This is a genomic window from Ancylobacter lacus (assembly GCF_018390635.1).
GTDB lineage: Bacteria > Pseudomonadota > Alphaproteobacteria > Rhizobiales > Xanthobacteraceae > Ancylobacter > Ancylobacter lacus.
In genome coordinates, this window is the sequence record NZ_JAHBGE010000021.1 from 12,584 (window position 1) to 34,440 (window position 21,857).

The 21,857-nt window shown below is 66.1% G+C and carries 16 protein-coding genes, 1 tRNA gene and 1 pseudogene; 8 read left to right on the plus strand and 10 right to left on the minus strand.

The genetic code is table 11. The annotated features are described in order from the left end of the window. Positions 1-60: 60 nt before the first annotated feature. The 9 genes from KHC27_RS05165 to ccmA all read right to left on the minus strand — a co-directional run bounded on the left by KHC27_RS05165 (position 61) and on the right by ccmA (position 8,465). Positions 61-888, minus strand: a complete 828-nt coding sequence (locus tag KHC27_RS05165; RefSeq protein WP_213335891.1) for a GntR family transcriptional regulator — start codon at positions 886-888, stop codon at positions 61-63. 101 nt (positions 889-989) lie between these two features. Further along, positions 990-1,661 (minus strand): thiaminase II, encoded by a 672-nt coding sequence (tenA, locus tag KHC27_RS05170; RefSeq protein ID WP_213335894.1) that lies wholly within the window; start codon positions 1,659-1,661, stop codon positions 990-992. 108 nt (positions 1,662-1,769) lie between these two features. Further along, positions 1,770-2,183 carry a F0F1 ATP synthase subunit epsilon gene (locus KHC27_RS05175; protein WP_213335897.1) on the minus strand — a complete coding sequence of 138 codons (414 nt, stop codon included), beginning with the start codon at positions 2,181-2,183 and terminating at the stop codon, positions 1,770-1,772. A 191-nt stretch (positions 2,184-2,374) separates the two neighbouring features. Next, positions 2,375-3,811: a F0F1 ATP synthase subunit beta gene (atpD, locus tag KHC27_RS05180; RefSeq protein ID WP_213335899.1), complete on the minus strand. Its 1,437-nt coding sequence runs from the start codon at positions 3,809-3,811 to the stop codon at positions 2,375-2,377. 36 nt (positions 3,812-3,847) lie between these two features. Further along, positions 3,848-4,729, minus strand: a complete 882-nt coding sequence (locus KHC27_RS05185) for a F0F1 ATP synthase subunit gamma (RefSeq protein ID WP_213335901.1) — start codon at positions 4,727-4,729, stop codon at positions 3,848-3,850. A 28-nt stretch (positions 4,730-4,757) separates the two neighbouring features. Continuing rightward, a complete protein-coding gene (gene atpA / locus KHC27_RS05190) occupies positions 4,758-6,287 on the minus strand; it encodes a F0F1 ATP synthase subunit alpha (RefSeq protein ID WP_213335903.1) in 1,530 nt (509 codons plus the stop codon). Next, entirely contained in the window at positions 6,287-6,841 is a 555-nt protein-coding gene (locus tag KHC27_RS05195; protein ID WP_213335905.1) for a F0F1 ATP synthase subunit delta, read from the minus strand. Before KHC27_RS05195 ends, atpA begins: the two co-directional genes overlap by 1 nt. A 293-nt stretch (positions 6,842-7,134) precedes the next feature. Further along, positions 7,135-7,803: a heme exporter protein CcmB gene (ccmB, locus tag KHC27_RS05200; protein ID WP_213335929.1), complete on the minus strand. Its 669-nt coding sequence runs from the start codon at positions 7,801-7,803 to the stop codon at positions 7,135-7,137. Further along, entirely contained in the window at positions 7,803-8,465 is a 663-nt protein-coding gene (gene ccmA / locus KHC27_RS05205) for a heme ABC exporter ATP-binding protein CcmA (protein ID WP_213335907.1), read from the minus strand. The genes ccmB and ccmA overlap by 1 nt, the downstream gene beginning before the upstream one ends. 216 nt (positions 8,466-8,681) lie before the next feature. On the opposite strand from ccmA, the gene acnA reads away from it, so the two are divergent. The 5 genes from acnA (at position 8,682) to KHC27_RS05230 (ending at position 14,897) form a co-directional block, all read left to right on the plus strand. Beyond that, positions 8,682-11,366: an aconitate hydratase AcnA gene (gene acnA / locus KHC27_RS05210; RefSeq protein ID WP_343210835.1), complete on the plus strand. Its 2,685-nt coding sequence runs from the start codon at positions 8,682-8,684 to the stop codon at positions 11,364-11,366. 638 nt (positions 11,367-12,004) lie between these two features. Continuing rightward, on the plus strand, positions 12,005-12,811 hold the full coding sequence (locus tag KHC27_RS05215) for a DUF1223 domain-containing protein (protein ID WP_213335913.1): 807 nt from the start codon (positions 12,005-12,007) through the stop codon (positions 12,809-12,811). Between the two features lie 427 nt (positions 12,812-13,238). After that, positions 13,239-13,586: a DUF2794 domain-containing protein gene (locus KHC27_RS05220; RefSeq protein ID WP_213335915.1), complete on the plus strand. Its 348-nt coding sequence runs from the start codon at positions 13,239-13,241 to the stop codon at positions 13,584-13,586. 186 nt (positions 13,587-13,772) lie between these two features. Beyond that, a tRNA-Leu gene (locus KHC27_RS05225) sits at positions 13,773-13,859 on the plus strand. Between the two features lie 612 nt (positions 13,860-14,471). After that, positions 14,472-14,897, plus strand: a complete 426-nt coding sequence (locus tag KHC27_RS05230; protein ID WP_213335917.1) for a hypothetical protein — start codon at positions 14,472-14,474, stop codon at positions 14,895-14,897. A 176-nt stretch (positions 14,898-15,073) separates the two neighbouring features. Here the strand turns inward: KHC27_RS05230 and KHC27_RS21555 are convergent. Continuing rightward, positions 15,074-15,211: pseudogene (locus tag KHC27_RS21555) on the minus strand (helix-turn-helix domain-containing protein); the annotation flags it as partial. A 238-nt stretch (positions 15,212-15,449) separates the two neighbouring features. Here KHC27_RS21555 and KHC27_RS05240 point away from each other — a divergent pair. From KHC27_RS05240 to KHC27_RS05250, 3 genes are all read left to right on the plus strand, one after another. Beyond that, positions 15,450-18,746, plus strand: a complete 3,297-nt coding sequence (locus KHC27_RS05240; RefSeq protein WP_213335921.1) for a DEAD/DEAH box helicase — start codon at positions 15,450-15,452, stop codon at positions 18,744-18,746. A 702-nt stretch (positions 18,747-19,448) separates the two neighbouring features. Further along, a complete protein-coding gene (locus KHC27_RS05245; RefSeq protein WP_213335923.1) occupies positions 19,449-20,192 on the plus strand; it encodes a hypothetical protein in 744 nt (247 codons plus the stop codon). A gap of 10 nt (positions 20,193-20,202) precedes the next feature. Further along, the gene (locus KHC27_RS05250) at positions 20,203-20,904 is read left to right on the plus strand and encodes a hypothetical protein (protein WP_213335926.1); all 702 of its coding nucleotides are present in this window, start codon (positions 20,203-20,205) and stop codon (positions 20,902-20,904) included. The last annotated feature ends 953 nt before the right edge of the window (positions 20,905-21,857 follow it).

A 21,857-nucleotide genomic window follows, 5' to 3' on the forward strand; every position in this document is an offset into this window, starting at 1 on the left:
CGCAAGGCACCCGAGCGGGCCCCCCGCAAGGGACCTTCGCCGAGCCCGCCCGGCGTCCGCTCAGTCGCGCGGGGCGCGCAGGTCGGCTTCGGTCTCGCTATCTTCACCGGACGGCGCCAGCGGCGCACGCAGCAGCGTGTCGCCGTTTTCCGCGTTTGGCTCCGCCCCGCGCCGCCGGACGGCGCCCCGGCGCGGCAGGCCGAGCGCGTCCGCCAGCGACGCCGGCCGCTCCGGCGGCTCGTCGAGGTCGAGATCGGCGGCGACATGGCCGATATGGGCCCGCATCAGCCGGGCGGCCTCCTCGGCCTCGCCGCGCTCGATGGCGTTGACGATCAGCTCGTGGTCCTGCGGCGGGCAGCTCTCATGGCCGCCGCGCGCGTAGAGCAGGATGGCGAGCGAGGTGAGGGCCTGCAGTTCCGCCAGCAGCCGCAGGAACACCGGGTTTCCCGCCATCCGCGCCAGCGTCACGTGGAATTCGCCGGTGAGCCGCACCAGCGCCGCGCGGTCGGAAAGCCGGCGCGCCGCGTTCTCCAGCTCGAGATGACGGCGCAGCCCGAACTCGGCGCAGCAGGCGCAGTTATGGGCCGCCGCCGCCGCGATCGCCGGCTCCACCACGGTGCGGGCGGCGATGACATGGCGCGCATCCGCCCGGCTGGGGGCGGCGACGAAGGTGCCGCGATTCGGCTGCTGCTCGACCACGCCATCCTGCGCCAGCCGGGCGAGCGCCTGCCGCACCACGGTGCGGCTCACCCCGAACAGCTCGGCCAGCCGCTCCTCGGTCAGCTTCTCGCCCGGCGGCAGCCGCCGCTCGAGAATGGCTTCGAGGATGCGGGTGCGGATGAGTTCCTCGGTCCGTCCGCGGCTGGCACCTGAGCCGTCACGTGTCATGTCCTGCATGTATCTTGGGCGCTCCGCGCTCGGAAGAACTCCGCTGTCCCCTGTCCGGGCAGCTAACCACCTTCCCCGCCGGCGCGCCAGCGCTGTCGGCGTCAGCCGACCGGCCAGTCGCCGAGACGCCAGGCCGAATCCCAGAACATCCATTCGAGCTGGCTGGCGCGGCTGTAGGCGGCGTGCATGGCGGCGACGGTCGCGGGATCGGCGACGGCCGCCGCCCGGTCGGTGGCCTCGATCGCGGCACGGACGACGTCGTTGAACTCGTCCCCGGCATAGGTGTCGATCCAGGCGTCATAGGGGTTCGGCCGCACCGCGCGGGCGAGGATGTCGCGCCCGACCTCGGCGTAAATCCAGAAGCAGGACAGCACCGCCGCCAGCACCACCGGGTAGGGTTCGGCGTGGCCCTTGGCGATGAGGAAATTCACATAGTGATCGCAGACCGGCGAGAGCGGCGTGCCGGCGAAATCCTCGGCCGAAATGCCGAAGCGCACGAAATAGTCGTCGTGCAGCGCCCGCTCCACCACCACCGAATCATGCGCCGCCCGGCTGAACTGCACGATGCCGGCGGCGTCCGGCGCCTTTGCCGCCGCCAGCGCCAGCGCCCGGGCGAAGGCGATGAGGTAATGCGAATCCTGGATGATGAAATGCCGGAAGCGGTCCAGCGGCAGCGTGCCGTCGGCCAGCCCGGTGACGAAGGGCATGGTGCGGATGGCCTCGAAGACGGGCAGGTTCCGGGCCCAGGCGGCCGTGCTGAAGGTCTCGGTCATCGGTGGGCTCCCTGTCGCCGCGGTCCGGCGGGCGCAAGGCCCCGGCCGCCTAACGAAAAAGGCCGGGCACTGCCGCCCGGCCGTTTCACATCAGTCCGGCCGTCGGCCTCAGTGGGCGCGGCCATCCGCCTCGATGGCGGCGGCGGCGGCCTTGAGGTCGTCGAGATAGGCGGCGCGCTTCTGCCGGATGACCGGATCGCGGGCGTCCTCGACGTCTTCCGCGGCCTCGCGGATCATCAGCGCCAGCTTGTCGGCCGGCAGCTCGGCCAGCGGCACCGCGGTCTCGGCCAGGATGGTGAGGCCCTGCGGGTTGGCCTCGGCAAAGCCGCCGCGCACGAACAGCTTGCGGGTCGGGCCGTCGCCCTTGATGGTCAGCACGCCGGGCTTCAGCGTGGACACGAAGGGGGCGTGGCCGGCGAGGATGCCGAACTCACCCTCGGCGCCCGGCACCACGACCTCGGTCACGGCACCCGAATAGACGAGCCGCTCGGGCGAGACGAGTTCGAAGGGAAAGCTGGCCATCGTTTACTCCGTATCGCCCGTCGCGGGCTGGGGCGCGGCGCCGCGTGCGGCGGGCGCCCGTTCGAAAGGGTCGTGCGCCGCGCGCGGCGGCGGGAAGCGTCAGGCAGGCCGGGCCGCGGCGCCCGGCCGGGATGGCCAGCCCGGAGCCCCCGGCGGCACGAGAGGCCGGCGGGATGCCCCGGTTCGGGCGATCACGCCGCCTCGGCGGCCAGCTTCTTGCCCTTCTCGATCGCCTCATCGATGGTGCCGACCATGTAGAAGGCCTGCTCCGGGAGGTGATCATACTTGCCGTCGACCAGGCCCTTGAAGCCCTTGATGGTGTCGGCGAGGTCGACGAGCTTGCCCGGCGAGCCGGTGAAGACTTCGGCGACGTGGAAGGGCTGGGACAGGAAGCGCTCGATCTTGCGGGCGCGGGCGACGGTGAGCTTGTCCTCTTCGGACAGCTCGTCCATGCCCAGGATCGCGATGATGTCCTGGAGCGCCTTGTAGCGCTGCAGGGTCTGCTGCACCCGGCGGGCGGTGGTGTAGTGCTCGTCGCCGATGATCAGCGGCGAGAGGATGCGCGAGGTCGAGTCGAGCGGGTCCACCGCGGGGTAGATGCCCTTTTCCGCGATCGAGCGCGAAAGCACGGTGGTGGCGTCGAGATGGGCGAAGGAGGCGGCCGGGGCCGGGTCGGTCAGGTCGTCGGCGGGCACGTAGATCGCCTGCACCGAGGTGATCGAGCCCTTGGTGGTGGTGGTGATGCGCTCCTGCAGCGCGCCCATGTCGGTGGCGAGGGTCGGCTGATAGCCCACCGCCGAGGGAATGCGGCCGAGCAGCGCCGACACTTCCGAACCCGCCTGGGTGAAGCGGAAGATGTTGTCGACGAAGAACAGCACGTCCTGGCCCTGGTCGCGGAAATGCTCGGCGACGGTGAGGCCGGTCAGGGCGACGCGGGCGCGGGCCCCGGGGGGCTCGTTCATCTGGCCATAGACCAGCGCACACTTGGAGCCGGCGGAGGAGCCGCCATGCTCATGCGGGTCGACGTTCACCTTGGACTCGATCATCTCGTGGTAGAGATCGTTGCCCTCGCGGGTGCGCTCGCCGACGCCGGCGAAGACGGAGTAGCCGCCATGCGCCTTCGCGATGTTGTTGATCAGCTCCATGATGAGCACGGTCTTGCCGACGCCGGCGCCGCCGAACAGGCCGACCTTGCCGCCCTTGGAATAGGGCGCCAGCAGATCGACGACCTTGATGCCGGTCACGAGGATTTCGGCCTCGGTGGACTGCTCGGCATAGCTGGGCGCCGGCTGGTGGATGGCGCGGCGAGTCTCGCTGGCCACCGGGCCGAGCTCGTCCACCGCCTCGCCGATCACGTTCATGATGCGGCCGAGCGTGGCGTCGCCGACCGGCACCATGATCGGGCCGCCGGTGTCGCTTACCGGCTGGCCGCGCACGAGACCCTCGGTCGAGTCCATCGCGATGGTGCGGACGGTGTTCTCACCGAGGTGCTGAGCGACCTCGAGCACCAGCCGGTTGCCCTGGTTGGTGGTCTCGAGCGCGTTCAGGATTTCCGGCAGGTGATCGTCGAACTGGACGTCGACGACGGCGCCGATGACCTGGGAGATGCGTCCCGTTGCGATGGCCATTTCAGTCTCCTTGAGAATCCGCTGTCGACGTTCAGATTACAGCGCTTCCGCGCCGGAGATGATCTCGATCAGTTCCTTCGTGATCATCGCCTGGCGGGTGCGGTTGTAGGTGAGCGTCTGCTTCTTGATCATCTCGCCCGCATTGCGGGTCGCATTGTCCATCGCGCTCATGCGCGAGCCCTGCTCGGACGCGCCGTTCTCGAGCAGAGCCTTGAAGATCTGCACCGCGAGGTTGCGCGGCAGCAGGTCGGCCAGGATCTCGGTCTCGTCCGGCTCGTAGTCATAGGTCGCCGCCGCCCCGTCGGCCGCCGCGGCGGCCTGCGGGAAGGTCGCCGGCACGATCTGCTGGGCCGTCGGCACCTGCGAGATCACCGACTGGAAGCGGCTGTAGAACTGGGTGGCGACGTCGAACTCGCCGGCGGAGAACATGGCGGAGATCTTCTCCGCGATGGCCTGCGCGTCGGCGAAGGTGACGCCCTTGTTGGCCCGCAGCTCGACGAACTCGACGATCTGCTTCTCGAACAGCCGGCGCAGCGGGTCATAGCCCTTGCGGCCGACGCAGAAGATCTTGACCGTCTTGCCCTGGTTCATCAGCGCATAGGCCCGCTCGCGGGCGAGGCGCACGATGGACGAGTTGAAGGCGCCGCAGAGGCCGCGCTCGGCGGTGAGCACCAGCAGCAGGTGGACATTGTCCTTGCCGGTGCCGGTGAGCAGGAGCGGCGCATCCGGCCCGCCGGCGACGGCGGTGGCGATGTTGCCCAGCACCGTCTCCATGCGCTCGGCATAGGGACGCGCCGCCTCGGCGGCAGACTGGGCCCGCCGCAGCTTCGCGGCGGCGACCATCTGCATCGCCTTGGTGATCTTCTGCGTCGCCTTCACCGAAGCGATGCGGTTGCGTAGTTCCTTCAGGCTGGCCATGTGCGCCGATCCGGTTCCGGGCCGCCGATCAGGCGAAGGTCTTGGCGAAGGCGTCGAGCGCCGCCGTCAGCTTCGCCGTGGTGTCCTTGGACAGTTCCTTGGAGGTGCGGATGGTGTCCAGGATGTCGGCGTGCTTGGAGCGCAGGAACAGCAGGACGCCGCTCTCGAACTCGCGCACCTTGGACACCGGCAGCGCGTCCAGATAGCCGTTGGTGCCGGCGAAGATCACCACCACCTGCTCCTCGACCTTGAGCGGCGAGAACTGCGACTGCTTCAGCAGCTCGGTGAGGCGGGCGCCGCGGTTCAGCAGCTTCTGGGTCGAGGCGTCGAGGTCCGAGCCGAACTGGGCGAAGGCCGCCAGCTCGCGGTACTGCGCCAGCTCGCCCTTGATCTTGCCGGCGACCTGCTTCATCGCCTTGATCTGGGCCGAGGAACCCACGCGGGAGACCGAGAGGCCGACATTCACCGCCGGGCGGATGCCCTGGAAGAACAGGTCGGACTCGAGGAAGATCTGGCCGTCGGTGATCGAGATGACGTTGGTCGGGATGTAGGCCGACACGTCGTTGGCCTGGGTCTCGATGACCGGAAGGGCGGTCAGCGAGCCGGCGCCGTTCTCGTCATTGAGCTTCGCGGCGCGCTCGAGCAGGCGCGAGTGGAGATAGAACACGTCGCCGGGATAGGCTTCGCGGCCCGGCGGGCGGCGCAGCAGCAGCGACATCTGGCGGTAGGCCACGGCCTGCTTGGACAGGTCGTCATGGATGATGAGCGCGTGCATGCCGCTGTCGCGGAAGAACTCGCCCATGGCGGTGCCGGAGAACGGCGCCAGGAACTGCATCGGCGCGGCGTCCGAGGCGGTGGCGGCGATCACGATGGAGTATTCCAGCGCGCCCTGCTCTTCCAGAACCTTCACGAACTGGGCGACGGTGGAACGCTTCTGGCCGACCGCGACATAGACGCAGTACAGCTTGGCCTTCTCGTCGGTGCCCTGGTTGATGGGCTTCTGGTTCAGGATGGTGTCGAGCGCGATCGCGGTCTTGCCGGTCTGGCGGTCGCCGATGATCAGCTCGCGCTGGCCGCGGCCCACCGGGATGAGGGCGTCGATCGCCTTCAGGCCGGTCTGCATCGGCTCGTGCACGGACTTGCGCGGAATGATGCCGGGCGCCTTCACGTCGACGCGGCGGCGCTCGGTCGACTCGATCGGGCCCTTGCCGTCGATCGGGCTGCCGAGGGCGTCGACCACGCGGCCGAGCAGGCCCTTGCCGACCGGCACGTCGACGATGGCGCCGGTGCGCTTGACGGTCTGGCCTTCCTTGATCTCGCGGTCGGAGCCGAAGATCACGATGCCGACATTGTCGATTTCGAGGTTGAGGGCCATGCCGCGCACGCCGCTCTCGAACTCGACCATCTCACCGGCCTGGACATTGTCGAGGCCGTAGACGCGGGCGATGCCGTCACCGACGGAGAGAACCTGCCCGACCTCGGAGACTTCGGCTTCCTGGCCGAAATTCTTGATCTGCTCCTTGAGGATCGCGGAAATTTCTGCGGCGCGGATATCCATCAGCGAACCTCTTTCATCGCATAGCGGATCGAATTGAGCTTGGTCTTCAGCGAGGCGTCGACGAGGCGGGAGCCGACCTTCACCTTCAGGCCGCCGAGCAGGGAGGGATCGACCTCCACGACGAGCTGGACGTCCTTGCCGGTCATGGCGTCGAGCGCGCCCTTCAGCGTGGCCGCATGGGCCTCGGACAGCGGCTGGGCGACGGTCACCTCGGCGACCACCTCGCCCTTGAACGCCGACACCTGCTGGCGGAAGCCGCGGATGATCGCCTCAATGGCGAAGAGGCGGCGGTTGGCGGCGACCGTCTTGAAGAAGTTGCCGGACAGCCCGCCGATTCCGGCCCGGGCCAGGATGGCGGCGATCGCCTTCTCCTGCTCCTCGGACGAGAAGACCGGGCTGCGCACCAGGCGCTTCAGGTCGTCGCTCTCGGCGAGAAGGGCTTCGAATCTCTCGAGGTCGGCCTTCACCGCGTCGATGGCCCCGGCGTCGCGAGCCAGCTCGAACAGAGCCGTCGCGTAGCGTCCCGCCACCCCGGATACGAATGTCTCGGCCACCGTGCCTCTCTCGGCTTGCCTCAGGCCCGTGCCGCGCCGGTTCGACGCGGATGGGCCTTGAACATTTACAAGGGTTTCGACCGGGTCCGGGAACACAGGAATGCCCCCATTCCCGATCAGTCGGGGGGTTCCCTAACACGGCTTCCCCCGTGCTGCAACACGATGCGGTGAGGCGAAGCGGGCGCGAAATGACGTAGCGGGCCCATTCCTTCCCGGCTTTGCGAAATTGCTGGCATTCCAGCCTTTTGCGATGCCTGCGGCGCATTGCTGCACCGGCTTGCCGGGTTTCGCCCTCAGCCCCGCGCCACCCGCAGCGCGGCGGCCGCGGCGACCGGTCCCAGCACCAGGGCGCCGAGCGCGAGGCCGAGCAGGATGCGGAACGGCGTGCCGAACGGCACCGGCCCGGTGATCGCCGCGGTGGTCGCGGCGACGCCGAAGATCAGCACCGGGATGGCGAGCGGCATCACCAGCACCGCCACCAGCAGCCCGCCGCGCCGGAAGGCGCTGGCGAAGGCGGCCCCGATCAGCCCGAGGAAGGTGATGGCCGGGGTGCCCGCCAGCAGCGTCAGCACCAGCGCGCCGGTGGCCCGCGGCTCGATGTTGAGCAGCAGCGCCAGCAGCGGCGCCGCCACCACCAGCGGCAGCCCGGTCGCCAGCCAGTGCGCCAGCCCCTTGGCCGCCGCCGCCAGCTCCAGCGGCAGTTCCTGCATGAACAGCAGGTCGAGCGAGCCGTCCTCGGCATCGGCGGCGAACAGCCGGTCGAGCCCGATCAGCGAGGCGAGCAGCGCCCCGATCCACAGGATGGCCGGCCCGACCCGCGCCAGCAGCGCGAGGTCCGGGCCGATGGCGAAGGGCGTCACCACCACCACCGCGAGGAAGAACACCACGCCGAGCCCGGCGCCACCGCCGGCGCGCAGCGCCAGGGCGAGGTCGCGCCGCACCAGCGCCAGGAAGGCCGCCATCATCGCGCCGACCCGTCCATCTCACCGACGGCCGCCTCCCCGGTCCGCGGCGCGGCCGGCGCCCCCAGCCTCAGCTCCCGCGCCGGCGAAAGGCCAAGCGGGGCATGGGTGGCGGCGACGATCAGCCCACCGGCGTCGAGATGGCCCTGGGCGATCTCGGCGAAGCGGGCCTGCGCCGCGACATCGAGCGCGGTGGTCGGCTCGTCCAGCAGCCAGAGCGGGCGGTGCGCCACCAGCAGCCGGGCGAGGGCGAGCCGCCGCTTCTGCCCGGCCGACAGCACGGCGACCGGCAGCGGCCCCAGCCCGCCGAGCCCGACCCGCGCCAGCGCCTGCTCGATGCCGAGCCGCGGCCGGCCCATCAGCGCCCGCCAGAAGCCGAGATTCTCCGCCGCGCTGAGGGCGGCCTTGTGGGCGTCGAGATGGCCGAGATAATGCGCCTGCTCGGCCACCGGCGCGTCGGGCTCCACCCCCGCGCCCTCCAGCCGCACGGTGCCCGCGGTCGGGGCGGCCAGCCCCGCCAGCAGCCGCAGCAGCGAGGATTTCCCGGTGCCGTTGGGCCCGGTCACGATGAGCGCGACACCGGCCTCCAGCACGAAGCCGAGATCGCGGAACAGCGGCCGCGCGCCGCGGGTGCAGGCGAGGTGCTCAGCCACCAGACGCATGGCACCGGCTCCGCTTCCCGCCCGCCGGATTGCAATGCACAATTCGTCGATGCACCGCGTTATCCCCCTATGATCGCCGTTTGAAATGGCTCTATATAGTTTTCTGAACGACGCACCGTCCCGGACGTAAGCCCGCCGAGCTATAGCCTGCGCGCCCGCTTCCGTCCAAGGCGCGACGGTATGTCGGTGGGACCACTCAATCGGGGACCTGTCCACGTGACCTCGCTCGACAGCTTCAAAAGCCGCAAGACTCTCACCGTCGGATCCAAGACCTACGTCTATTACAGCCTCCCCGACGCCGAGAAGAACGGTCTCGAGGGCGTCTCCGCCCTGCCCTTCTCGATGAAGGTGCTGCTCGAGAACCTGCTGCGCTTCGAGGACGGGCGCTCCGTCACCAAGGACGACATCGTCGCCGTCAAGGAATGGCTGGTGAACCGCGGCAAGGCCGAGCGCGAGATCGCCTATCGCCCCTCGCGCGTGCTGATGCAGGACTTCACCGGCGTGCCCGCGGTGGTCGACCTCGCCGCCATGCGCGACGCCATGGTCAATCTCGGCGGCGACCCCAAGCGCATCAACCCGCTGGTGCCGGTCGACCTCGTCATCGACCATTCGGTGATCGTGAACTTCTTCGGCTCGAAGGACGCCTTCGGCAAGAATGTCGAGGAAGAATACAAGCAGAATCAGGAGCGCTACCGCTTCCTGAAGTGGGGCCAGTCGGCCTTCGATAATTTCCGCGTGGTTCCGCCCGGCACCGGCATCTGCCACCAGGTGAACCTCGAATATCTCGCCCAGACCGTGTGGACCCGGGATGAGGACGGCGCCACCGTCGCCTATCCCGACACCTGCGTCGGCACTGACAGCCACACCACCATGGTGAACGGCCTCGGCGTGCTGGGCTGGGGCGTCGGCGGCATCGAGGCCGAGGCCGCCATGCTCGGCCAGCCGGTGTCCATGCTCATTCCCGAGGTCATCGGCTTCAAGCTCACCGGCAAGCTGAACGAGGGCATCACCGCCACCGACCTCGTGCTGACCGTGACGCAGATGCTGCGCAAGAAGGGCGTGGTCGGCAAGTTCGTCGAGTTCTTCGGGCCGGGCCTCGATCACCTCTCGCTCGCCGACCGCGCCACCATCGGCAACATGGCCCCGGAATACGGCGCCACCTGCGGCTTCTTCCCGGTCGACGCCGAAACCATCGCCTATCTCGACGAGACCGGCCGCGCCGACGAGCGGATCGCGCTGGTGGAGGCCTATTCGCGCGCCCAGGGCATGTGGCGCGAGGCCGGCACCGCCGACCCGGTGTTCACCGACATTCTCGAACTCGACATCAGTTCGGTGCTGCCCTCCCTCGCCGGCCCCAAGCGCCCGCAGGACCGCGTGCTGCTCTCCGCCACCAAGGAAGGCTTCCTCAGCGCGCTGGAAGGCGAGTTCAAGAAGCCGGGCGAGGCGGGCCGCCGCGTGCCGGTGGCGGACGCCGACTTCACCCTCGGCCATGGCGACGTCACCATCGCCGCCATCACCTCCTGCACCAACACCTCGAACCCCAGCGTGCTGATCGCCGCCGGCCTGCTCGCCCGCAACGCGGTGGCGAAGGGCCTCACCCGCAAGCCGTGGGTGAAGACCTCGCTGGCGCCCGGCAGCCAGGTGGTCGAAGGCTATCTCAACGCCGCCGGCCTGCAGGCCGACCTCGACGCCGTCGGCTTCAATCTGGTCGGCTTCGGCTGTACCACCTGCATCGGCAATTCCGGCCCGCTGCCGGAGAACATCTCCGAGGCGATCAACGCCAACGACCTCGTCGCCGGCGCGGTGATCTCGGGCAACCGCAACTTCGAAGGCCGCGTGAACCCGGACGTGAAGGCGAACTACCTCGCCTCCCCGCCGCTGGTGGTGGCCTATGCGCTGGCCGGCTCGCTGCAGATCGACCTCACCACCGAGCCGCTCGGCACCGGCTCCGACGGCCAGCCGGTCTATCTCAAGGACATCTGGCCCTCGAACCAGGAAATCGCGCGCTTCATCCGCGAGAACGTCACCAAGGCGATGTTCAAGGAGAAGTACGCCGACGTCTTCAAGGGCGACGAGAACTGGCAGAAGATCGCGGTGCCGCTGGGCGAGACCTACGCCTGGGACGACCGCTCCACCTATGTGCAGAACCCGCCCTATTTCGAGGGCATGGCGATGGAGCCGGAGCCGGTAACCGACATCATCGACGCCCGGGTCATGGGCCTGTTCCTCGACTCGATCACCACCGACCACATCTCGCCGGCCGGCTCGATCAAGGAAGCCAGCCCCGCCGGCGCCTATCTGCGCGACCATCAGGTGCGCCCGGCCGACTTCAACCAGTACGGCACCCGCCGCGGCAATCATGAGGTCATGATGCGCGGCACCTTCGCCAATATCCGCATCAAGAACCAGATGCTGAGCGGCAAGGAAGGCGGCTTCACCCGGCACTGGCCGGACGGCACCGAAATGCCGATCTACGACGCCGCCATGCTCTACAAGGCGGAAGGCGTTCCGCTGGTGGTGTTCGCCGGCAAGGAATACGGCACCGGCTCCTCGCGCGACTGGGCGGCCAAGGGCACCAAGCTGCTCGGCATCCGCGCCGTGATCGCCCAGAGCTTCGAGCGCATCCACCGCTCGAACCTCGTCGGCATGGGCATCGTGCCGCTGGTGTTCCAGGGCGAGGATTCCTGGCAGTCGCTCGGGCTGAAGGGCGACGAGGTCGTCACCCTGAAGGGCATCGAGGGCGACCTGAAGCCGCGCCAGACGCTGACCGCCGAGATCGTCTTCGCCGACGGCACGGTGAAGCATGTCCCGCTCACCTGCCGCATCGACACGCTGGACGAGCTGGACTACTTCCGCAACGGCGGCATCCTGCAATACGTGCTGCGCAACCTCGCGGCGTGAGGCTCGGACGGGGGCGCCAGCCCCCGCCCGCCGGCTGCCGCGCGGCAGGGCCGGTGCGCCCGGGGCGGGCAGGCATCGGGCGGGCAGGCATGGAGCGGGCAGGCATGGGGTGTCGGCCGCCCCGGCGGCCACGACTTCGGGGCGACGCGGGCGAACCCGTGGCTCGCCTGACGCAGTATCCCGTCGGGTAATACGATTGCCGGGGGCGCGGGTCACGGCCGATGACCGGAAGCGGGCGCGACCGGGAACCCGGCACCTCGGCGCAGAGGCCCCGGCACCCCCAACGTCGCCGGTGCAGCGGTCTCGTCCCTTCACCATGACCCTGCCGGCCCTGCCCCACCTCCGCCGTCCGGCGGAATGGCGGCCGGCCTTGTCCGTGATCGTTTCTGCGGTACTTTGATAAGCCTTGTCGTCCGACGTCGCCCGCCGGCGGCCCGGACCCGGCGCGGCGCCCTGCCATCGCCGCCTCGCCTCCGGCGCCCGACGCGTGCCGGCCCGACCGCCGCCCCGTATCGCCCGCCGCCTCACCTTTCCGTGCAGCGGCGACACCCGAATGTGACTGGTGCCGCCGGACGGCCCGGCCTATTGCCTAGGCTGCTCAGCCGCCTTGGAAATCCACCGGGAGCCGCCCACCGCCCATGTCCGCTCCGATGCCGCGTCCGCTCGCGCCCCTCGCCCCCCTGGCCTGTGCGCTGGCCCTGGTGATGGGCGGGTCCTTCTTCGTGGCGGGCACGGCGGCCCACGCCGGCGACGACGCGGCCGCTTCCTCTTCCGGCGGCGCCAAGCCGGTCGCGGTGGTGGAGCTCTTCACCAGCCAGGGCTGCTCCTCCTGCCCGCCGGCCGACCGGCTGCTCGGCGAGCTCGCGCAGCGGCCGGGCGTCATCGCCCTCACCCTGGCGGTCGATTACTGGGACTATCTCGGCTGGAAGGACACGCTGGCCAAGCACGGCCATTCCATGCGGCAGAAGTCCTATGCCCGCGCCCGCGGCGACGGCAAGCTGTTCACGCCCCAGCTCATCGTCAATGGCAGCGTGATGACCGTCGGCAACGACCCCGAGGCGATCTCCCGCGCGCTCGCCAGGACCGCGCCGCTCACCGTGCCGGTGGCCGCCTCGGTGGAGGGCGACCGCGTCTCGGTGAAGGTGGGGGCCGGGCTCGGCGCCGGCGAGGTCTGGCTGTGCCCGGTCAGCCGCAGCGAGGCGGTGCAGATCGGCCGCGGCGAGAACGAGGGCACGACGGTCGATTACCACAATGTGGTGCGCGGCTGGATGAAGCTGGGCGACTGGAACGGCACGCCCGCCACTTTCGACGCCGGCCTCGCGGAGCTGCGCGGCGGGGCCGACGCGGTGGCCGTGCTGGTGCAGGCCGGCACCGCGGTCATGCCCGGCCCGGTGCTCGGGGCGACGATGGCGCCACTGCACCCATCCTCCACCTCACCGCACTGACCCTCCACCCGCCGAAGCAAAGAAAAGGGCCGGAACCGGCCCTGACCCGGCAAAGAAAAAGGGCCGGAAAACCGGCCCTGAGATGGATTCGGGGGTTGAACCTACGGCTCGAAGGCCGGCCCGCCCGACACCCTGGGGGCTGGGGGGCTGGGGAACCAGGCGCCTGGCAGGCCGGCCCTTCGATGCTGTGACGATGCCTGCCGCCATTGTCGGGGGAACGGCCGAAATCGGGCGACTTCATGGATTCCGTTGACGACCCCGTGACCCGACCTCCCCGCCCGCCATCTTGCGACGGGCGGCGCGGCGGCCATCTTCAGGCTTGAAGCGGGCCGCGTGCGGGGCGATCATGACGCCCCGGTGACACGCACGAACCGAAGGCGCCGGGACGACAGGCGCCGGCAAGCGTTCGAAAGGCAGGAGGAGCCGCGTGGCGGACAGTGAACCGATAACGCTGCAGGCCGGAAGCGCCGAGAGGCCGGCCTGCGTGACCTTCGACCGGCGCGAGCTCGACCGCATTCTCGACCTGTACGGCCGGATGGTCGCGATTGGCGAATGGCGCGACTATGCCATTGATTTCCTGAGGGATCGCGCGGTTTTTTCGATCTTCCGGCGCTCCACCGAGTTTCCGATCTACCGCATCGAGAAGGACCCGCGCCTTGCCCGTCGGCAGGGTGCCTATTCCGTGGTGTCGCAGACCGGGCTGATCCTCAAGCGCGGCCACGATCTGGCGCGCGTCATCACGGTGCTCGACAAGCCGCTGCGCGTGGTGAACTGAACGGGCCGGCGACGAGCGGACGGCCGCAACGGCATGTTGGCTGGCCGTTACGGCGGGCCCCTCAGGGTTCGGCGGGCTCACCGCCCGACGTCTCCCGCTGGACGTCTCCCGCTGGACTTGGCCCCACGGCTCATGGCAGATAGCCCCAGCGAAACGGCGCAGCCTTGCTGCGCACCGCTCTCCTGTGCGGGTGTGGCGGAACCGGTAGACGCGGCGGACTCAAAATCCGTTTCTGGTGACAGAGTGTCGGTTCGAGTCCGACCACCCGCACCATTTCATACTTTCCCAGGCGGAAGTCTCCTAAAGCCCTGAAGGGCAAGGAGGTTTTCGCGGTTCGATAGCCCTCTCCACGGACATAGGGCAACCTCTCCGCAAACACGAGTTTGAGTACCGCACGCTTGTCCTCCAGGCGATCGGAAGCCCAGAGATTGCAAGGGTTTGCGAGGAACGAAAACGCGGTTCGATAAGTCTCATCGAACGAGGCCCGCGGCTGGCCGCCGGTCCGCACCTTCTCGGCGAGCAGAGCCTTTTCAGTCTCCAAGTCGCGGATGCGCGCCTCATAGGCGGCGATGACCGAGCGATTGTCGGTCTCGACGATTCGGTCGAGGAATTGCGCGACCTTCTTCTCGATCTGCGCGAGGTCGCGCTTCAAGGCCGATACATCGGACTGCGCGGCATTGGTACGGGCATTCCACAGGTCGCGGAACATCTCGAAGGCGAGGACGAAGAGCTCTTCGCTCGGCGCGAGATCGGCCAGCAGCTTCTCGAAGTCGCCCTCGATCACCTCCCTGCGCACCGACTTGCGATGCGCGACGCAGCCGCGCGTATCGCACAGATAATAGGGATAGTAGGCACACCTACTACGCGGTCATGGCGGTGTTCTGGATGAAGGGTATCCCGCTCCCGCAGATCATCGGGAACGCAATCAACCAGAAGCAGGAGCAGAACACCCGCCGGGTGATCCGCGACACGCTCGAGACGATTGAGAAGGTCATCCGCTTCGAGGTCGTACGGCTCATGTCGTGCTATTGCGCCGTGCTGTCCCGCGTCTTCGACGAGATCGGCTTCCCCGAGCTGTCGAAATCTATACCCACCCTGGCCCTCTACCTTGAAGTCGGAGCCTCGGATCGCTCAATGATCAGTTTCATGAGCCTCGGCCTATCGCGGGTGACCGCCGCGATCCTAAACGAGGCCACAGCCAACAAGGGCATGACCACTTCCGAAGCGCGGACTTGGATGAGGGGCGCGCAGCTTGAGGCCTACGACCTGTCGCCCATACTCATCGAAGAGATCAGACGCGCCGTGCGGTGAATGTAGCAGGCCACGGCGCCAGATGTAGGGTTGCCCCGGCCGAATGGACGGCCGCTTTCAGGGTCGTCACAGTTCGCTTGGGATAGCAGACTTGAGGGCGCATTGCCGTCCCAGGACAGGGGCCGGAGCACGGACCCGCTGAGCAGGAGGGCGGCTGCGGTTGCTTGCGCTGTTCTTTCCGCGAAAGCATCTTCCTTCGATCCGAACGCCGCATAGAGGCTCTTCTTGCCGATGCCCATTGCCTCAGTCAGGTACGAAATGGACGTTTCGGCAAAACCCCTGCGCCAGAACAGCCGCATGGCAACGGCCAGCGCCCCGCCGCCCGTCGCGCCTGGCGCAGCGGGTTTCACAAAGCTAGGTTACGCCCCCCTTGCGAGATAAATCCGCGGGTTTTCCCCAAACGCGCCTGCCCGACCTTCTACTGGTGGTAGAAAGTCGAGACGACTCGCTTATATTGACCCTAGGGGAATCATCCTAAAGACACCTCAAGTACATGCGCTTGAGCATTTCGTCAGAAATCGCCCCGGCTACGCATTGTATGAGGAGGCGCTTTTGACATTGTTTCCGACATGGCATGGTGAGATCGTCCTTCCGGCGATGCCCGAGCGCAAGCTGAAAGTCGGAGACAACGCTATCGTGCAACGGCTCTTTTCGGGTACGCGTTGCCACGCCTCCCTTGCGCCTTCACAGATTTCCGGACACGACCTTATCAAGACTGCGCTCCGCTCGCCGTACGACCAGATTTTACTAAGGAGAAAAAACGTTCGCCGGAAGCCGACGCCATTGCCCGTCGCAATATGCCCGGCAGCAGCCGATCACGATACCTTGCCAAAAGTCCTTGAGCTTGAATGGGACAGCTACGGCGCGCTGGAGACCTACGCCGATACGCCGGACAAGGTCTTGGATGCCTGGATCAACCAGTTCGATTTTCGCACGGAGGATGAAGGCAAGGGCTTGCCCGGCCTGCGCACCCCGCAGATCGGCGCCCTGCACGCGATCGCCGCGCATTTCGCCGTCGGCCGTGAATTCGAGCCCGCTACGGTCGTTCTCCCGACAGGCACCGGTAAGACCGAAACGATGCTGGCGACGCAAGTTTATATGCGCCTCAAGTGTACGCTCGTGATCGTTCCGAGCGATGCGCTCCGCTCCCAGATCGCCACGAAATTCGCGACCCTTGGGATACTGCCCGCCGTCGGCATCGTTCCGCACGAGATCGCCCGGCCCCGCGTCGCCGTCGTCAGGGGAGGCATTGCGTCTGCCGACGAGGCGCGGACAATCCTCGAACAGGCGAACGTCATCGTCGCGCTCCCCAATTCGCTCGAGGCCTCCCATCCCGAGGCCGTCGCGCTTCTCGTCGGAGGATGCAGTGATCTCGTTGTGGACGAGGCCCATCACATCACGGCCGCAACCTGGCAGAACGTGCGCCAGCATTTCGAGAAGAAGCGCATCCTGCAATTCACGGCGACACCATTCCGGCGCGATGGCAAACGGATCGATGGGCGGATCATCTTCAACTATAAGCTCGGCGACGCGCAGGACGCCGGCTACTACCGCCCGATCAATCTCCGAACGATCGAAGAATACGGAGACGAGCAGGCCCGCGACGAGGCGATTGCGCGGGAGGCGGTTGCGATTCTCCGACGCGACCGGGACGAGCTCAAAAAAGATCACCTTCTAATGGCCCGGACGCGGACCAAGGAACGCGCCAAAGATGTCGCGGCGATCTATCAGCGCATCGCGCCGGACTACAAACCTGAGATCGTGTACTCCGGTCCCGGCAGGATCGCTGCCAACCGCGAGGCGATGGACCGCCTCTTCGATCGCAGCGACAACGGATCGCGCATCGTCGTCTGTGTCGACATGCTCGGCGAAGGATTCGATCTGCCCTATCTCAAAATCGCGGCGCTCCACGACACCCACAAATCGCTGGCCGTCACCTTGCAGTTCATCGGCCGCTTCACGCGAAAAGGCGCGGACGATTCCATCGGCGAGGCGACGGTCGTCGCCAACATCGCCGATCCCGACGCCGAGGCGAAGCTCGCCGAGCTTTACGCCGAAGGCGCCGACTGGGACCGGATCATAAAGCGCCTGAGCGAGGAGCGGATCGACCAGGAGCTACGGCTTCAGGATCTCGTCCTCGCCCTCAAGCAATCCGGCGACCTCCACGCCAACCTCTCTTTGTGGAATCTTCGCCCGGCACGCTCGGCCCAGTTCTTCCGCACAACCTGCGCCGACTGGTCGCCCACGGACTTCACCAGCGTCCTGCCGCCATCCGCCGAAACCTGGCACGCGCTGAGCGAGCGGGACAATGTGCTGGTTGCCGTCATCCGCCGCTCGGAGGACGTGTCGTGGGGCAACTATCAGAACGTCTTCGACACGATCTACGATCTCGTCATTCTCCGGTGGGACAAACCGCTTGGCGTCCTTTGCCTCTACGCCAGCGACTACAATGCACTGCGTTCGGAGAAAATGGCCGCGGCCGTCACCGACGAGAAGACCGAACTGGTGGTCGGCGCGCCCATCTTCAACATCCTCAATAATGTCGAGCTTCCACTCGTGAAGAATCTCGGCTCGTCCCGCATCGGGGCGATCAGCTTCACCTCCTATTTCGGGCCGAACGTGACCGAAGGGCTCGCCAGCATCGAAAAAGCGGAGTCGGCGCTGAACAACATCGCCTGCCTTGGCTACGAAAACGGCGAACGCGTCCTATGGGGCGGCACCCAGCGCCGCGGCAAGGTCTGGCAACAAAAGGGCGGCACGATCTCGGAGTGGGTTCAGTGGACCACCTCCACCTGGTCCAAGGTGACTTCCAGCTCGGGCACGGTAAGCAACATCGTGTCCGACTTCCTACGCCCCGTGCGCATGGAGAAACCGCACGACTCCCTCCCCATCTCGGTGCAGTGGGGCGAACAGGCGCAGATGCGTTTCAACGACCGACAGTTCATTCTCTTCGGCGATGCCGAGGTGCCCTTGTTCGAGATCGACCTGGAACTTGGCGACATCGGCGACGACGGCGCCATTCCCATCCGCATCATCAGCGATGGCTATATCTCGACGTACCGGCTCTCGATCAGCAAGGCGCTTTCCGGGGGCTATCGCTACGATCACGTCTCCGGTCCCACGTGCGGCTTCAAGAAAAGCAAAGACGGTGCGGAGCCGATCGAGGAGTATCTTCAGAAGGACCCGATCATCGTCCGGTATGTCGACGGGACCTACTCTTACAACTGCTACCACATTCCGGTGAAACTGGACGCGGCGCTCTACGATCGCGCGCGGCTGGAATCGTGGGATTGGACCGACATCCCACTAAACAAAGAATCGATGCACGAAGATGGCGATCGGAAAACCATCCAGTACCGCACCTTCGACCAGATCGAATCCGAGTACGATGTCATCTTCAACGACGACGGACGCGGCGAGGCCGCCGACCTTGTCTGCCTCAAAGACGTCGACGATGGCACGATCAAGCTGGCCCTCGTTCACTGCAAGGGCGCGCACGGCGGCTACGTCTCGCAGGACATCCGCAATTTCTACACGGTCTGCGGGCAGGCGCAGAAAAGCATCACCGCGAAACACGCGGGCCTGCCGACGCTTTATCACGACCTGAAGCGGCGTCACGATATCTGGGCGAGGAAAGGCAAGACGCGCTTCCTGAAGGGCGACATGAAACAGCTCTCTTACTTCAAGGAGAAGGCACGCCGTGCGAAGCTGGAATTCGAGATGCTGCTCGTACAGCCGGGGGCGTCCGTCGCCACGATAACCGACGACGCGCTACGCCTTATCGCCACGACCGAGCTCTACGTGTTTAAGACGACCGAAGCTAAGTTCCGCGTCATCCTAAGTCCATAGGCCCGCACTTCGGCGGAACGGCATCATTGTTCGATGACGTCTCGATTGCCGCTTCTGAGCGAAAACCGCAAGCGAGGGTTTTCGGGCGAACAGGGCACAGAACTGTTGCGAGCATTCACGGCCCTCTATGGGGATTATGTCGATGCGATAGAAACCTATTCTGAAGTATTTGCAAAGTTCGCTTTGGCTGGTTGCCAGCTACACCACGATCAAAAACCGGACACTGATGTCAGCTCTTAGGAATCCATGAAGGTCCGTCGAACGCAAGAAATGGCGGCGCTTTGCTGACAGACGGCTCAAGGGCCGGCTTCGGACTGGCAGGTTTCCGATGGTTAAAATAGGAAAGCTGCCGCTCCTGACCAGTTGGCGCATCCAGCCGCTTCCGACCAACTTATGCCCTTCCTAACCTACACCGGAACGGCCATTTAGTACGCCGACACCTGCCGTTCCGCTTCACAAATATGACAGGCGGCGGCGCCCCCATGGGGTACTGTTCGTTCTCAAGCGGTTCACCTCAAAGGTTTGCCCCAGTCGAAGCAAAGCCATCGCGCAAACCTGTGCCGCCAATGGCGCAGCAAGTGGAACTTTTGGTCGCCGGTCAACGAATATCATCGTACCAGAATGGTCGGATCGGGCGGGTGCAAATCATTTTCGCGACGCCACCGATCTGCTACCAATTCTGAGGAGTATGGGGGGCGAGGCATGGCCGGGTTCAACGAGAAGGACTTCCAAGAAGCCAGTGGGATTGTCGTGGGTCTGCTCGATGAAGGTTTTAGCACACGACCTGTTGCGGAGGGCGTCTCGATTGTCGATGTCGAGGCACATGCTCGCGAATTCAATGAGGACTTGTCAGTCCTGGAGCAAATAGGCGCGCCTTTCCCTTGCCTTTCGCTTGCGGAGGTGGGGCCTGTCCCCGTCTCGCTCGGCGAGATCACCTCTCGCCGAGCGTTTGGCCGGCTGTCCCGGCCGTTTCCGCGCGATCTTATCTATGACGAATTTACTTATCGCATGCGTCGGCTTGGGGACGAGATGGGCGAGATAGTCTTCCAGTCGTCAAGCGAGGCCCGCTCCACATTCCTTCGCAATGCCGCAGACTTTCTCGCCAATCGGATCGCGAGCGTCCGCCAATGGCGAGAATATCGGGCCGATGGGGGCATGCGCGCGACTCTTAGCATAGCGCAATATCGCGGCGGAGCACGCAAGACTGTGCCTGGATGCGTCTTCGAGGTGACAACAAACACCAACAATCTGAACGTCTATTGGTCCGGCGCCTACTATATTGTGTCCAATTATTTCGGCCATCCGACCTCGCCCGCGAAAGGCACGCTGCAGTCGGGCACCTATGTGTTCGGGGTAATGGGTGGTGCCTATGGATCGGCAGTTCGGTGGGACACGGCGTCGGTCGTAACGCTGCCCGGCCAGCCGGACGTCCACCTCCAGTATTGAGGGCAATCCGATGGATCTTGGAAAATATGGGCCGTTCGCCGAGACAATTGCGATCGCAGGATGCTTGATCGCAGTATTCAGCTTTCTGCTGCTCAAGATGGTCGGCAAGATCAGCAGATGGACCTACCTCATCGAGGACACGCCTCCCTTCATCGTGACGCTTGCGGTCCGCGGGATCGCGATCGGCCTGATCGCGGTGACATTCCTGACGATCACGAAGGAGAATGTGCAATACTTCCAATGGGCAGCGGTCGGCTTTGGGTCCGCTACCATGCTCTTCCTCATCTTGTTTGACGGCCTTAGACGAAAGCGCACTTGCAAGATACCCGAAGTCGGTGCCGACGGACGCCAGAAGAAGAGTTGGTTAGGCAAGCTGCAGTCGCGCACGGTCGTCATCGGGGCTGCGAACCGCATGCGAGCTGACGCGCGCACAGCCTTCGAGGCCCATCCAGGCCTTTCGGTTGAGAAGTTCATGAGCGGCTACGGTTATAACGAAGTCAACAACCCGAAGGCGATCTGGGACGCCGACTATCTCGCGGGAATCGCGCAACGCATGACCATACTGCTGATGGGCGTGCTACTCTGTTCAGTTATGACGCTGTATCTTGCGGCCGCCTCGATCGAAGTCCGCCAGCATGATCAATCCGGCCCGACAAAGACCACGCCGGGGGGCTCGCCTGCTACGAATCCGCTCGGTGCCGCCGATTCCTGACCGGAAGATGACGACGGTCGACCCGTTAGCCAGTCGTTTGCAACCGGACACTTTTTCATTCTGCGATGCCGTTCAGGCAACCGCTGGATGTCGGCTCCTGACCAAAATGCCCATTCAACGCTTCGCGTGGAAATGGCAGCAAAGTCGCAATGCTAGTCATGCGAGATTGCGCTTCGCTCGGCGAACAAACGGCCGCCTTCAAGTTCGCGCAAAAGCATGCCCAACGGCCCTTATGGCGGCGCAAAGCGGACCCATCTGAAAGGGCAGTCGTGGGGCAGCAAAGATTCAACCTTCGCCTTCAACAATGATCCACAAATTGCGTGACTACCGACCAGCCGAAGCGGGGGCAACGTGCTGGGTCAATTCACTTCGGCATCACAGGCTTTGCAGGATGAACCGTCAGCAGAAGACGCTTCGCGACACCATCCGCGGTTCTTCGAACCAAGCGAAATTTCATTTCGCGCGTACTGCAAGCTGTGTCGAGTCGTCCTACGCCTCGACCCACTTGGCAAGGGGGACCCGCTGGCGCGCCCCCGTTGCATCCCCCCGGCCATGGCGCATGAGACGGCATTGAGCCATCTCTGCGCCAGCAAGCGGATCGCCGCTTGACCGCTCGCCGGACCTGGAGATGTCCCTCTCCACCGGCACCGGACCATGGACGAACGGCTGGCCGTTCGAGCACCAGCCGGGCGGCTTCCACCCCGGCACCCCGGACCGGGAGGAGGCATCCGGCCTCCCCTGGACCCCTGCGGTCAGGAGCATGGCCCCTGAACCCGATTTTCCAGATGTCGCAGCACGACTTCAGCGATGCGGCCCTTGCGACGCGAGGTGCCGGACCGCATCTCTGATGGGAACGCCAACCGGCGTTCCCCTTCACGACACGACCGATGGACATGGCCGTAAGCGTCGTCCTCAGGCCACGTTACTGAGGGTGGGCTTGGTGGGATAGGCCC